The 13,523-nt window shown below is 56.4% G+C and carries 12 protein-coding genes; 4 read left to right on the top strand and 8 right to left on the bottom strand.

The genetic code is table 11. The features are described from left to right. Positions 1 to 497 precede the first annotated feature (497 nt). Complete coding sequence (locus IGS51_RS12980) at positions 498 to 1,301, bottom strand: PhzF family phenazine biosynthesis protein (protein WP_297078777.1); 804 nt, start codon at positions 1,299 to 1,301, stop codon at positions 498 to 500. Positions 1,302 to 1,589: 288 nt separating this feature from the next. Between IGS51_RS12980 and IGS51_RS12975 the strand changes: the two genes are divergently transcribed. Continuing rightward, positions 1,590 to 2,270, top strand: coding sequence for an alpha/beta hydrolase (locus IGS51_RS12975; RefSeq protein WP_297078776.1), 681 nt, complete (start codon positions 1,590 to 1,592; stop codon positions 2,268 to 2,270). A gap of 26 nt (positions 2,271 to 2,296) precedes the next feature. Continuing rightward, positions 2,297 to 2,998, top strand: a complete 702-nt coding sequence (locus IGS51_RS12970; RefSeq protein WP_297078775.1) for an alpha/beta hydrolase — start codon at positions 2,297 to 2,299, stop codon at positions 2,996 to 2,998. A gap of 6 nt (positions 2,999 to 3,004) precedes the next feature. On the opposite strand, the gene IGS51_RS12965 is transcribed toward IGS51_RS12970, so the two are convergent. The 4 genes from IGS51_RS12965 to IGS51_RS12950 form a co-directional block, all read right to left on the bottom strand. Continuing rightward, complete coding sequence (locus IGS51_RS12965) at positions 3,005 to 3,427, bottom strand: biopolymer transporter ExbD (protein WP_297078774.1); 423 nt, start codon at positions 3,425 to 3,427, stop codon at positions 3,005 to 3,007. A 242-nt stretch (positions 3,428 to 3,669) separates the two neighbouring features. After that, complete coding sequence (locus IGS51_RS12960) at positions 3,670 to 4,095, bottom strand: biopolymer transporter ExbD (protein ID WP_277774469.1); 426 nt, start codon at positions 4,093 to 4,095, stop codon at positions 3,670 to 3,672. Between the two features lie 21 nt (positions 4,096 to 4,116). After that, entirely contained in the window at positions 4,117 to 4,830 is a 714-nt protein-coding gene (locus tag IGS51_RS12955) for a MotA/TolQ/ExbB proton channel family protein (protein WP_172353566.1), read from the bottom strand. 339 nt (positions 4,831 to 5,169) lie between these two features. Then, positions 5,170 to 6,777: an NAD(P)H-quinone oxidoreductase subunit 4 gene (locus IGS51_RS12950; RefSeq protein WP_297078773.1), complete on the bottom strand. Its 1,608-nt coding sequence runs from the start codon at positions 6,775 to 6,777 to the stop codon at positions 5,170 to 5,172. 673 nt (positions 6,778 to 7,450) lie between these two features. Here IGS51_RS12950 and IGS51_RS12945 point away from each other — a divergent pair. Next, complete coding sequence (locus IGS51_RS12945; RefSeq protein ID WP_297078772.1) at positions 7,451 to 7,936, top strand: phosphate-starvation-inducible PsiE family protein; 486 nt, start codon at positions 7,451 to 7,453, stop codon at positions 7,934 to 7,936. Between the two features lie 66 nt (positions 7,937 to 8,002). On the opposite strand, the gene IGS51_RS12940 is transcribed toward IGS51_RS12945, so the two are convergent. The 3 genes from IGS51_RS12940 to IGS51_RS12930 all read right to left on the bottom strand — a co-directional run bounded on the left by IGS51_RS12940 (position 8,003) and on the right by IGS51_RS12930 (position 10,271). After that, entirely contained in the window at positions 8,003 to 8,215 is a 213-nt protein-coding gene (locus tag IGS51_RS12940; RefSeq protein ID WP_297078771.1) for a glycogen debranching protein, read from the bottom strand. A gap of 149 nt (positions 8,216 to 8,364) precedes the next feature. Continuing rightward, positions 8,365 to 8,889, bottom strand: coding sequence for a GNAT family N-acetyltransferase (locus IGS51_RS12935; RefSeq protein WP_297078770.1), 525 nt, complete (start codon positions 8,887 to 8,889; stop codon positions 8,365 to 8,367). After that, positions 8,889 to 10,271 (bottom strand): RNA polymerase sigma factor, RpoD/SigA family, encoded by a 1,383-nt coding sequence (locus IGS51_RS12930; protein WP_297078769.1) that lies wholly within the window; start codon positions 10,269 to 10,271, stop codon positions 8,889 to 8,891. The genes IGS51_RS12935 and IGS51_RS12930 overlap by 1 nt, the downstream gene beginning before the upstream one ends. Before the next feature lie 1,083 nt (positions 10,272 to 11,354). Between IGS51_RS12930 and priA the strand changes: the two genes are divergently transcribed. After that, a partial coding sequence (priA, locus tag IGS51_RS12925) for a primosomal protein N' (protein ID WP_297078768.1) occupies positions 11,355 to 13,523 on the top strand: 2,169 nt, incomplete at its 3' end.

Here is a 13,523-nt window from a genome sequence, read left to right as displayed (position 1 = left end):
TCGCCGTGCCCAGCGGCGATCAGGAGATGAACCTGGGACTCTAAGCCAGAGTCACCCTAGGCAGATTCACCAAACTAATCGCCCCCAGACCACGCGCAGGGTGAGGGTCAGAGTCTTTGTTAGACAATGCGGTTTCCTGAAGAGTTGCAAAGAAGCAACTACTGCCAGAAGCCTCCATTGAAGGTCTCCTTAAAAATGAAAGAATTATGATTGACATAGCTGAGTTGCGATGTTTCCATCGCTATCTGAAACTATAGCTTTGACAATCTTTTCATGTCAACCAATAATGTCAGCTAATTTGGACGAGATTAGAAGTTCTCAATTTGAGGGAGAAGCAATTAAGGCATTGGATTAGTCATCGAAAATGGAATCAGAACAACGCAGATTCTAATACCTGATTGAATCAAAGGATCTGAAGAATATTTGGCAGCCATTCGTGAATTGAAGTAAATTAGCTCTCAAGTCCTGAGGGCTGCCTGAGGGCTGATCGCGTAATCCTAAATCAACTCACCCCGCAGCACCGTCACCGCTTGCCCCCCCAAAAACACCCGATCACCTGCCAGTCGTGCCTTCACCACGCCACCCCGCGCCGAAGCCTGATAGGCAAGAAACGTATCCTTACTCAGGCGATCGCCCCAGTAGGGAGCTAGGGCGCAGTGGGCGGAACCCGTCACCGGGTCTTCATCCACACCAGAGCCGGGGGCAAAAAAGCGTGAGATAAAGTCATACTCAGAGTCTACTTCGGCGCGACTCGTGACGATCACGCCCCGCACGGGCAAGGTTCGCAGGCGAGTAAAATCGGGCCCAAGCTGACGCACGATCTCTGGAGACGCGACCTCAACCAAGTAATCAAACTGGTTCTTGCTAACGGCGATCGCCCCAGTTCCCAGTTCTAGGCCCAGCGCCTCTAGCAGCCCCGTGGGTGGGTCAATGGGGGCACATTGCTTCGCCGGAAAATCTAGCTCGATCCAGTCGCCCTGCTGGGTAGCGGTGAGCAGGCCGCTGAGGGTGTGGAAGCGGGCGATCTCCCCGGCAGGCAAATATCCCTCACACCACAGCACATGGGCGCTGGCCAGCGTCGCATGGCCACACAGCGCCACCTCCACCGCAGGCGTAAACCAGCGTAGCCGATAGCCGTCTGCCTCTGGTAGCAAAAACGCCGTTTCCGACAGGTTCATCTCGCGGGCCACCGCCTGCATCCACTCGTCTGGCTGGGGCGAAGGCAGCACACACACCGCAGCCGGATTACCCGCAAAGGGCGCTGCGGTAAAGGCATCGACCTGGATAATAGAGAATCCCATATAAACGACCTGTACAGAGAGTTGGTCAATAAATTGGTCAATCAATTAAGTTGCTCAATGTAAGTTGCTCAATGAGCAGCCGTTGGCGCGTAAGATTGAGCAGTACGATCTATAGTGCTGCTTCCCTCAGATGCTTTTTACAGGGCTGCCCTTGAATCACGCTTGAATCACACCTAGAATCGCCGCTATCATCCTACCGGAGTTTGTGAAACATTGGCCGGCGTGCGATCGTCAGAGAAATTGCGAGAGAAACCACGACAGTACACGCGACCCTTCACAACAGCCGCTATGCAGTTCTATCCTCCTTCTTCCCCTTCCAAGCGCCCGTCTCCGCTTCGCCGCTGGGGTGTGCGCCTGTTGCTCGGACTCAGCGTTGGGCTGGCTTCGCTGGGCATGGCTCACCCGGCTCACGCGGCCAGGCGCGTCGTGCTGATCTTTGACCAAACCCGGGTGCGAGTGCCCATTTCTGTGCTGGAAATCTACGCTCGCACGGGAATTGCCACCGACCAGCTCAGCGAATTTTTGGGGGTCAGCCCTGAAGTGCAAACCCAGGCCCGTCGAGCGTTGACCCATGAAGTGGAAGTGAGCGATCGCCTGTTTCGGCAGGCCCTGCGAGGCAGAACGGGTGAGTTTGTGCTGTCGCGGCTGGAGCAAGTCTTGAGAACCGAAAGTCGCAGCCGCCGCAGCGCGTCCCAGCCCCTACGAGACGCGCTCATCGCCTCCTACCAGGACGATAATCGGATTTCTCTGCTAGAAGTCTTGAAAAAGTATCCCGAAGACGAAGTGCAGGTAGACGTGCGCGGCTTGCAGCAGACCTATAATGAGGTCGCCTCTTTGGTGGAGCGATTCGGGCCATTTTTTGACCTGATTCGGGGCAGCGTCCAAAATCAAATTTGCGACTGTGATGCGGCCGCCGAGCCATCCCCCGTGCGACAAACTTCTAGAAGGCTGCCGCGTTTGGGTCAGTAGTGTTTGACACGCTTTAGGAGCATTGGATGAGCGCTTGGATTTCACGCCTGGGTAGGGTGCGGCGGTCAAATGTAGTTCAGAGGGCTTTTGCAGGCGTTGTCCTGGGCTTGGCGGCGAGCGTGCTGGGGGCTACTGCGCCCGCCCTTGCTGCCGAGTCCGTAGTGGTCAACTTTGGTCCCCTTAGCCGCTCGTTCTCGATTACCGAGTTTCAGACGCTAGCAGAAACTGGGCAACCGTCTCGCAAGCTGCGCTGGTATTTGAATACGGCGGGCGTGAAGCCGTCTACCGTGCGATCGCTCCTCACTCAGCAAGTGCCTTTGCCGCTGGAGTTTGCTGACCAAATCCTGAACTCGCTGCCGGGTGAATTTGCACTATATCAGTTGGGGCAAATCATCAGTCCCAGCAGCAAGGAAGCCAGCCTGCAAGCAATGCGGGCAGCGGTGGTGCTGTCGGCAGCGGACGATAACCGAGTCTCGACGCTGGAAATCCTGGAAAACTATCCCACGCGAGAATTACACATCGATGGGCTGGGGCTGATGCGAACCGCACGGGACGTGCAAAATCTGATAGCGGGGTCTGGTGGAAACCTGGAGGGCATTGCCAGAGGGCTAGAAAACCTATTGCCAGGGCTGTTTTGCGACTGTGAGCGCAATGCAGCAGGGGGCGGGGGCGATGATCCAGCTTCTACAAGAAATGGGGCTGGGGATGCAGCCACGTACTGCAATTAGCTGCAATTAGCTGCCGCTGATGCCCAGGGAAATGCGATCGCCCCCGATGTCTCGCAGCAGTTCCAACACCCGCGCCACATCGTTGTAGGTCAGCCCCTTGTCCGCTTTGAGGATTACCACGCCTGCCGGGTTTTTCACCAAAAAGTCTTGAACACTCGTAATCACCTGGGCTTCGGGCACAGGCGCGTTATTCATCACCAGTTGCCGCTGGGCATTGAGTCCCACCAGCAGGGTGGGCACTTTCTTGCCCTCCTCTGAGGTCGTGGGGTTGCTGCCGCCCTCTGCGTCGGGCAGGGTAATGTTCATCACCTGCTGCCCAGTCAGCGTCATGGAAATGATGATGAAAAACGTCAGGACGCTCATCAGCACGTCCATCATCGGCACGAGATCGACCTCTGGCAGTTGATTTTGCTGGCTTCTGAACTTCATCGGTTCCTCACCTTGCCATCTATTCTCTCAAGAACCTCGAGAACCTACTGCGTACACGCATCTCGATTTTTTGCGTCAGGCTCCGAAAGATCCCCCCAAATCCCCCTTATCAAGGGGGACTTCCGATCCCTCCCTTGCTCAAGGGGGGCTAGGGGGGATCATTTCCCCCTTGCTCAAGGGGGGCTAGGGGGGATCAAAGCATCGCCACTCAAGCATAGAAAACTTGTGTTTGCATAGTAGCCCTAAGGACTGGGCGGATCGATGGACAGCGAAATGCGATCGCCCCCCACTTGCTTCATCTCCGCCAGGGTTTGCACGACCTGCTCGTAGGGCAAGCGGCGATCGGCTTGCAAAATCACGAATCCCTTGGGGTTTGCCCGCAAATAGACCTGCACGGGCCCCTGCCACTGGTTTCCAGGAACGGGTTCGCCCTCGATTAACAACTGCCGCTGGGCAGTTAGCGTCACCAGCAGCGGCTCTGGCGGCTCCTCTGGCTCGGTGGGCGGCGGCGTGTCTTCGGTGGGTGGCAGAATGACGGAAACGCCCTGCTCTTCGGAAAGCAGCATGGTAATCATGACGAAAAAGGCCAGGATGCCCATCATCACGTTCAGCATGGGGGTCAGGTTGATCGGCGGCGGTGTGCCATAGGAACGCTGTTTGAACCGCATGGTTGCCCTCGCTGCGCTGCCCTAGCGTCGCTCAATGCCAAGGGGATTGCGGCCACCAGGGGCGATCGCCTCCAGCACTTCTTCATCCTCCAGTTCCGACTCATCCCAAAACTGGCGATAGATTAGCTCTAGCTCACTGCCCGCCGCCGAAAAATAGTCCATCTGCCGCGCCTGAAGCGACACCAGCAGCCGAAAAATCAGCAGTGCCATAATGGCAACCACCATCCCCGCCGCCGTCGTGATCAGCGCTTCCCCGATCCCCGCCGCCGCACGGGTTGCCTGAGCCGACGTACCTTCGCCGCCCCCGCCACCAATATTTAAGTTATTAAAGGTGTTGATCAAGCCCGTCACCGTGCCCAGCAGCCCCAGTAGCGGCGATACGGCGATGGTGGTTTCCAGCAGCTTGTCGCCTTTTCGCATTTCGGCAAACTCGCGATCGCCCGCCGCCTCCATCGCCAGTCGAAACGTTTCTGGTGAAGGCTGCCGCAGCCGCAGGGGAGCCAGCAGAAAGCGCCCAATCGGAACATCCTGGGACTGTTCGGCGATCGCCTCCGCTTCAGATAAATCGTGGCGGGCGGCTTCTAGCACATCCTGCACCACCTGATTTTCCTGAGTCAGCAGGCGATACCAATACCAAGCTCGCTCCAGCCCGCAGGCAACCGTTGCCACCGAAAATCCCACAATCGGAATCATCACGGGGCCACCTTTCATTACCAAGTCAATCAGCGCTGCCATCTCACTTGCCTTCAGGTCAGGTTTGTCCCACTTTCTGTCAGGATACTCGAACTCTCCAGATCCCCTGGTTAAGGGAACCCATCTGACTCATTATCAAATGGTTAAGTAGTCTCTAGACACAGAATTAAAAACTCAGGACTTACGCACTTGCGATAAGCTTTCTGGGTTTTGGACAATTGCTCGCGGGCTGCGCCCGTGAGCAATTGTCCAACTGCGTAAATCCTAAAGCAAAAAAAGAGGGAGTCACCTCCCTCCTAACCATTCGCTTCGATCGCATCACCCAGAGAAGACTCAACGCAAGACAATCAAGCGCGATCGCCCCTGGATGAAACTTGTCGGCTACTTCATCGCAGCAGCCAAATCTTTCGCCTCTGTACCCACGATCACCGGCGCAGCAAAAGGCACCTTCAGATCCAGCCAGGGCTGCTGGGCCACCATCGGCAACACCTGCCGCGCCTGAGAAACTACCGCCACCGTCTTCGCGTCATAGGTCTGGGTCGCCAGCTTGGGATACACACCGATGCCGATAATGGGCACTAGCAGGCACAGCGCGATGAATGCCTCCCTGGGCTTCGCATCCGTCAGCCGAATACCAGCCAGTTCCTTGCTCTCTGCACCATAAAACACTGTCCGCAGCATCGACAGCAGGTAAATTGGCGACAAAATCACGCCCACTGCTGCCAGCATCACGATCACCGCTTTAAAGGTAGGGCTGTAGGCTTCGCTGCTGGAGAATCCCAGGAAGATGGTTAGCTCACCCACAAAGCCGCTCATTCCAGGTAGCGCCAGCGAGGCCATCGAGCCAGCCGTAAACAGCGCAAAGGTCGTCGGCATTTGCTTGGCCATGCCGCCCAGCTTGTCCATCATCAGCGTATGCGTCCGCTCGTAGGTCACCCCCGACAGGAAGAACAGCGCCGCCGCAATCAGCCCGTGAGATACCATTTGCAGCAGAGCGCCGCTCATGCCTAGGTCAGTGAAGGCAGCAATCCCAATCAAGACAAATCCCATGTGGGCAATGGAGGAATAAGCCATCCGCCGCTTCAGGTTGTTCTGAGCAAACGCCGTCAGCGACGCATAGATAATATTGACCACGCCCAGCACCGCCAAAATCGGCGCAAAGTAGGCATGGGCATTGGGCAACATTTCGATATTGAAGCGGATCAGCGCGTAGCCTGCCATTTTTAGCAGCACGCCAGCCAGCACCATCGACACGGGCGCAGGCGCTTCGCTGTGGGCATCCGGCAGCCAAGTATGCAGCGGGAAGATCGGCAGCTTCATGCCAAAAGCCACCAGCAGCGCCCCATACATCAGCAGTTCAAAGCTCAGCGAATAGTCTTTCAGCCCCAGTTCTGCCAGATTGAAGGTGAAGTTGCCGCCGTAGAAGGCCATTGCCAAGGCAGCTACCAGGATGAAGATCGAGCCGGCCGCCGTGTAGAGAATGAACTTGGTTGCCGCATACATGCGCCGCTGGCCGCCCCAGTTGGCGATCAGCAGGTACACGGGCACCAGTTCCAGTTCCCACATAAAGAAAAACAGCAGCGCATCCTGAGCCGTGAACACGCCAATCTGGGCGCTATACATCACCAGCATCAGCACATAGAACAGGCGCGGTTTGTCCTTGATCTGCCAGGAGGCAAGGATCGCCAGCGTGGTCACCAGGCCCGACAGCAGCACCAGCGGCATCGACAGCCCATCGACCGCAAGCGACCAGTGCAACCCAATTTGGGGAATCCAGTTGTAATCTTCGACCAGTTGATAGGCAGAGTTCTGGAGGTCGTAGTGCTTCCAGAAGGCGTAGATCATCAGCGAAAACTCAGCTAATCCAACGCTGAGAGAGTACCAGCGGACGGTCTTGCCGTACTTGTTGGGTAGGAGCGGAATCGGCAAGGACGCGACCAGCGGAAACAGGATGAGAGCGGTCAGCCAAGGAAATTGAGTACTCATCATGGGAGCTTACCCAAAGACTGCGATGTGAAGGGGTTTCGAGCTACAGGAAGGGATTTAAAGAGTCCGGCGTGTTAACCAGCCGTAGCCCGCGCTTAGCCTGTGAAATGGGATGCCCAATTCTGAAGTGAGAGGCAGAGAGGGGCAGCCATCCGTTTAACCCAGCTTTTGGGGATTACGAATGACCATCCTCTTGGGGCGTGCAGCTTACGACTCTTCGTGGCTCCAGTCACCTTCTCCTCTACAGACCAAGCTGATATCATGAGGTCGATATTGAAGTTGCTAAGAATTTATGCTTACTTGTCTAGGATAGCTCAGGATTATTAAGTTTGGTAAACATTCACCCTTATTTGTAACGAAATCTGGATTTCTGCACGATTTTGTGTGGAAACCAAACCGGCTCTAGCGCGAGTTTGCCTGATTTCTATCGAGTCCACTCAAGTCCTTGAACTATGATGGCGCGGCTTCGCGGTTTGTAAAGAAATCTTTACAGTTTTGGGGCAATTGCTCTGCTGCTGAACCGCTGGGTTCGCCCGTTTAGTGAACTCACGCTGTTCAGGACGCTGAACCTTGGACTGGAATCCTGCTTTAGGGGTTATCGGCTGCTTTTAGCACTTTTGCGGGCTTGATGCTCTGGCTCACTTCTGTCTCTGGCACTTTTATCCTTCACCTGCTTATGGCGACGTTCCGAAATTTTCTCCGATCGCTGACGCGACGAACGGCTAAGAACCTCAGCGATGAAAGCTTTTTAGGCTTTCTGAAGGGGTTTGAGGTGCTGATTGCCAAGATTTTGTCGCTGGCGATGATTGTGGTGCTGGTGGTGGCGATCGCCGACTTGGCCCGATTCCTAGCAACGGAGCTATCGAATCCGCCCTACGGCTTTTTCACCACGACGCTGATCGAGATTTTCGGACTGTTTCTGAATGTGCTGATTGCGCTGGAGGTGCTGGAAAACATCACCGCCTACCTGGAAAAGCAGACGGCGCGGGTGCAGTTGGAGCTGGTGATTGTCACCTCGCTAACTGCGGTGGCGCGGAAAATCATTATTTTTGATTCCAAGCAGGCCGGTGGGCTAGACCTCATCGGTCTAGGGGCAGCCATTTTTGCGCTGGCGATTAGCTATCTGATCGTGCGATCTGGCAACCATACGGGCGAACGTTAGCGGCAGATCGCAGCGATTTGCAGAGACCTGTCTCGATTCGCGATTTTGGATGGCTTGAACTTTGAGCTAATCTAGCTTGAGCGCGTTGACGGGCACTTCTTCCCAGGTGTCTACGGTGCGGAGGCGGGCAATCCAGCCGGAGGCTTTTTGCTCTGGCGTGAGGTTGCTGTCAAAGGAGTGGTGGCATTCTTGCGCCTGGGTTTGGTCGCAGCAGGCGATGCAGGTGTAAACCAGACCGGAGGGATCAATTTGCTCGTTGACCCAAATTGTATTCGCCATGATGGAACCCTCAGTTTTAAAGGCGGGATTGATCGAAGGGAGATATAGAATAGGACTGACGCACTTGCGATAAGCTTTCTGGGTTTTGGACTGTTTCTCGCGGGCGCGGTCTGCAAGAAACTGTCCAACTGCGTAAGTCCTAATAGATATTAAAGAGGAAACGAGGGAGATTGGCCCAGGTTGGCAAGTTGAGCGATCGCCCCTCCCGTGACCCGGCAGGTACGCCAGTCCGGCAGAATAGTGGCTCCCATGCGCTCATAAAAGGCGATCGCGGGTTCGTTCCAGTCCAGCACGTTCCATTCCAGCCGCCCACAGTCCCGCTCCAGCGCTAGTTTTGCCAGAGTAGACAGGAGTGCTTTGCCAATGCCTTGGCCACGATATTCGGGGCGCACAAACAAATCCTCTAGGTAGATCCCAGGTTTGGTCAAAAAAGTGGAGTAGTTGCTGAAAAACAGCGCAAAACCAACAGCTTGCTGATCGACCTCTGCCAGCAGTGCCTCAATGAGGGGGCGACGCTGCTCTGCGGGATCTGTGCCCAAGCCCCCCAGATGCTCTGCCAGTAATTCCACACTGCCGACCACCTCATGGGTCAGCTTTTCGTATTCTGCCAGCGCCAGAATGAGTTCAAACACGGCGGGCGCATCGGCAGGCGTAGCAAGGCGGATGCGAGCCATTAGCGCAACCACCCCTTTAGTCGGGCTGCCACCTGAGGACGGCGCAGTTTCCGCATGGCTTTAGTCTGGATTTGGCGGACGCGCTCCCGCGACAGGTCAAACAAGATGCCGACTTCTTCTAGGGTGTGGGTTTCGCCCGTCAGCAGGCCATAGCGTAGGGAGATGATTTCCCTCTCGCGCTCAGACAGCACATCCGACAGCACCGTGTAGATTTCCTGACGCAGCATGGTTTCGTTCATCTTGGCTTCGGGCGACTGGGTGCTGCTGTCTTCGAGGAGCTCCATGAGTTCGGTGTCTTCGCCCTTGCCGACACGGTGGTTGAGCGAGAGCGATCGCCGCCGGACTTGCTGCAAGTTGCGGAGTTGATCCACCGGAATATCTAGCGCGGCGGCCAGTTCGGCTTCCGTCGGGTTGCGGTTGAGATCCCGGCGCAGTTCCCGGTGGGCCTTTTTCAGCTTGTTCAGCTTTTCGACAATGTGGATCGGCAAACGAATCGTGCGGGCATCGTTGGCGATGGTGCGGGTGATGCCCTGGCGAATCCACCAGTATGCATAGGTCGAAAACTTATAGCCCTTGTCGGGGTCAAACTTTTCGGTGGCACGGTTTAGCCCCAGTGCGCCTTCTTGAATCAAATCTAGAAAGGGCACACCGCGATTGAGATAGCGCTTGGCGATGGAAACGACCAGCCGCAGGTTAGAGCGGATCATCTTGCGCTTGGCGGTGCGGCTGCGGTGCATTCGGTGATCTAACTGGCGATCGCTCAGCCCAAACTCCTGGGCCACTTCGGCCTTGGTGGGGGTGCGCTGGAGCGAGGCCTTGAGGCGATCGCGCACCGCTTCTACTTCGGCCAGGAACTTCACCTGGCGGGCCAGCTCGATTTCTTCACCAGGCTTGAGCAGCGGATAGCGAGCCATTTCCTTAAAGAATGCGCCCACTGCATCGTCAGAATTGGTCTTCCGGTATCCAGGCGCGTAGGCCGCTGTTAATTCCTCATCAAATTCTCGATGTACGTCCGGTTCAAATACATCTTCATCATCCGTAGCCAGATCATCGCCACCCTCATCTTCTGGCGATTCGATATCAGAAAACTCACCCAGAAAAGCTGCGTCTAGATCAGATTCCGGCGCAATGTCTAAATCGGTCTCTTGATCGGCAGCATCTTCCTCATCGGGTACAGACACCTCCAGCAGCTTCGACAGGATTTCTCCATCCGAGCGTCCAGCCGTTTCCGGACGCGAGAAGTTGATCAGAAAATTGCTAGGCTGATCATCTTCTCGGCGATCGCCCATCTGCGATTCGCGAGCCGGAACTCGAATCTCGATCGGACTGAACCCACCCATATCTCGGCAGGTTTCCAGTTCTATGACGCGAGTTGATCCCATCGCGACAGGTTCAATCGTCTGCTTAGAATTTGGGTCAAATAGCGCTGCCATAGGGGGATTCATCCTAACGACTTGAGTGATTGGGTGGTTTTTGGGTGCGGGTTCTCAAATGAGCGTTGTGTTCCCTGGAGGGAGTTCAACAGAATCTGCCTTGACACGAGGGGCAATTCTGCTGAAAAGGTTGTAGTCTAATCATTCCAAGGTCTGCTTTCAGGTCTGGTCTGGTCAACGCGAGGGAGCTTAGCGGCGCGATCATTCTGGTTAGATTGACCTCGAGATCGAGTCCTCCATCGGCGGCATTGCTCGCGAAAAACCTAGCGGTCTACCCTGCCCTGAATCAGAGAAAAGACTTCACAAGCGGTCGTTCTGGGAAGCGGTTCTCTAACCTTTAGATCCCTCGATCGAAAAATTAGGAGAGATCATTTCGATAATGTTGATCTAAAACTTGGGATTTGTCCAGGTTTATATCCTAAATTCCTGTCAGTTTGCAAGACATTTTTAACATTTCACTTCCAACTTGTCCACTAAAAGCGAACTCAAGGAGGCTTTTAGTTTTAGTTGAGCAAGCGAATCTCTAACTGTCGGCGATCGCCAGTCCTTTCAGGGCGATCGTTTGAGCAATTTTAGGGTCGATCATCGCTCTCCTGAGCCACAAATCTGAGCGCAGATTATCAACTCTGAGTGAGGAGTCCGGCGCTCATTATTTTGTTACAAATCAAATCGATCAAAGCGCTTGTTGAGCTAAAACCGATCTAGATCGATCTGGATCGATCTGGATCGATCTAGATCGATCTGGGCGGATCTAAGCCGTGTTTTCATCCAGAATTTCCAGGTTTTTTCCAGAAAAAGGCGGAATTTCAAGACTTAAAAACTTGGTTTTCATGAGCCGGGCAGACTCGCAAGCGATAGAATCCGCCCCCCCGTGTGCCAGCCGCAGTGGACGAAGGCAGCTCCGCTCGGTTTCAGGTAGACCTGGCAAATCGAGAGTCTGGCAAAGCAAGAGTCTATAGTGAGAAAGTGAGAAAAGCATTTGAACACAGCCCCTATTCCGCTGAGCAGACCCCGCCGCATTTTCCGGTTTCCATGCTCCCAACGTTTGCAAATCCTCTAGAGTCTCTCGACCCGCGACAGGCGGCCCCTAGTGCGGCGGAGGAACAAGCTGCCTACCGACTGGCAGAGGGCGATGCCCGCTGGGTCGAAGCGCTGGTGGATTGTCCGGGGGCGCAGGAACTCTATACCTATCAACTGCCGCCCGGGATGGCGATTGCGCCCGGAGATATTTTGAGCGTGCCCTTTGGGGGGCGGCAGTTGGGGGCGATCGCCATTCGGCTGGTGGCTGAGCTTCCGGCCAGCCTAAATACAGCAGCCATTCGGCCAGTAGAAGAAGTTGTCTGCCGCAGCTTTTTTCCGGCGGGCTATTGGGACCTGCTGCAACGGGTGGCGCAATATTACTGCACGCCGCTGATGCAGGTGGTGCGGACGGCGCTGCCGCCGGGGTTGCTGGGGCGATCGCAGCGCCGAATTCGCCTAAATCGGGCCGCGCTGCCAGACGCACCCAAGGGTTTTCATCCCGCAGCACAGCAGCTTTTAGACAAACTCCAGTCGCAGAAATCAGGCGACTATACCTGGCAGTTTTTGCAGCGGCAGGTGAAGGGGGCGCGGGCGGGGCTGCAAGAACTGCTGGCGCGGGGCTGGGTGGAGAGCTATCTGGAGCCGCCCGCGCCCGTGCGTCCCAAACTGCGGCAGGCAGTGACGCTGGTGCAGCCAGACGGTGCAGACCTCAGCCCCCGCCAGCGGGAAGTGGTAGAGGTGCTGAAGCGCGGCGGTGGTGAACTGTGGCTCCAAGACCTGCTGCAACGCTGCCAGGTTAGTTCCTCGGTGGTGAAAGGGCTGGCCCAAAAGGGCTGGGTGGAAATTCAGCCGCGAGAGGTGCTGAGGGCGGAAGCGGGCGGGGTTGGCGCAGGAGTTGGCTCAGGAGTTGGCGCAGAGATTGGCGCGGAGATTGGCGCAGGCCCCGCAGCACTGACCCCAGACCAGGCAAAGGCACTGGCGGCCCTCACAGCGCTCCAGCAGTTTCAGCCCGTCTTGCTGCACGGCGTGACAGGGTCGGGCAAGACGGAGGTCTATGCAAGGGCGATCGCCCCAGTGCTGGCCCGCGGCCAGTCTGCCCTGGTGCTGGTGCCCGAAATTGGGCTAACCCCTCAACTGACGGATCGCTTTCGGGCACGGTTTGGCGAAGCCGTGCGGGTTTACCACAGCGCCCTGTCCGACGGTGAACGCTACGACACCTGGCGACAAATGCTCAGCGGCGACCCGCAAATCGTCATCGGCACGCGCTCCGCCGTCTTTGCGCCGCTGCCCCACCTGGGGCTGATCGTCCTCGACGAAGAACACGACTCCACCTTCAAGCAAGATCAGCCCGCCCCCTGCTATCACGCCCGCACCGTCGCCCAGTGGCGGGCCCAGCAGGCCAACTGTCCCCTCATTCTCGGCTCTGCCACCCCCGCCCTCGACACCTGGGCCGCCCGCGCTTCCGTCCCCGCTCCCACTGCCCTGCTCACCCTCTCCCTGCCCCAGCGCATCCACGCCCGCCCGATGCCCCCCATCGAAGTAGTAGACATGCGCCGCGAACTTCAGCAGGGCAACCGATCGATCTTTAGCCGATCGCTCCAGGAGGCGCTCCTGGAACTGCGATCGCAGCGACGACAGGGCATTTTATTCATCCATCGGCGGGGGCACAGCACCTTTGTTTCCTGTCGGAGTTGCGGGCACGTGATGGAATGTCCCCACTGCGATGTTTCGTTGACCTATCACCAGACCCAGACGGGCGGTTATGAATCTCTGCGCTGTCACTACTGTGGCTATGGTCAGTCTCATCCCCATCGATGTCCGGTCTGCGATTCGCCCTTCTTGAAGCACTTCGGCAGTGGAACGCAGCGAGTGATGCAGGAGCTTGCTGGGCAGTTCCCGGATCTGCGCTGTTTGCGGTTTGATAGTGATACCACTCGTACCAAGGGGGCACACCGGGCGTTATTAACCCAGTTTGCCCAGGGGGAAGCCGATCTGCTGGTGGGAACGCAGATGTTAACGAAGGGCATCGATCTGCCCCAGGTGACTTTAGTGGGAATTGTGGCGGCGGATGGCTTGCTGCACCTGTCGGACTTCCGGGCCAGCGAACGGGCCTTTCAAACCCTGATTCAGGTGGCTGGGCGATCGGGTCGCGGTGAAGATCCAGGACGAGTGATTCTCCAG

The organism is Thermoleptolyngbya sp. M55_K2018_002 (assembly GCF_015295965.1).
GTDB classification, from domain to species: Bacteria; Cyanobacteriota; Cyanobacteriia; order Elainellales; family Elainellaceae; genus Thermoleptolyngbya; species Thermoleptolyngbya sichuanensis.
Note: the sequence above shows the minus strand (reverse complement) of the source record. Positions and strands in the feature narration are given on the sequence as shown.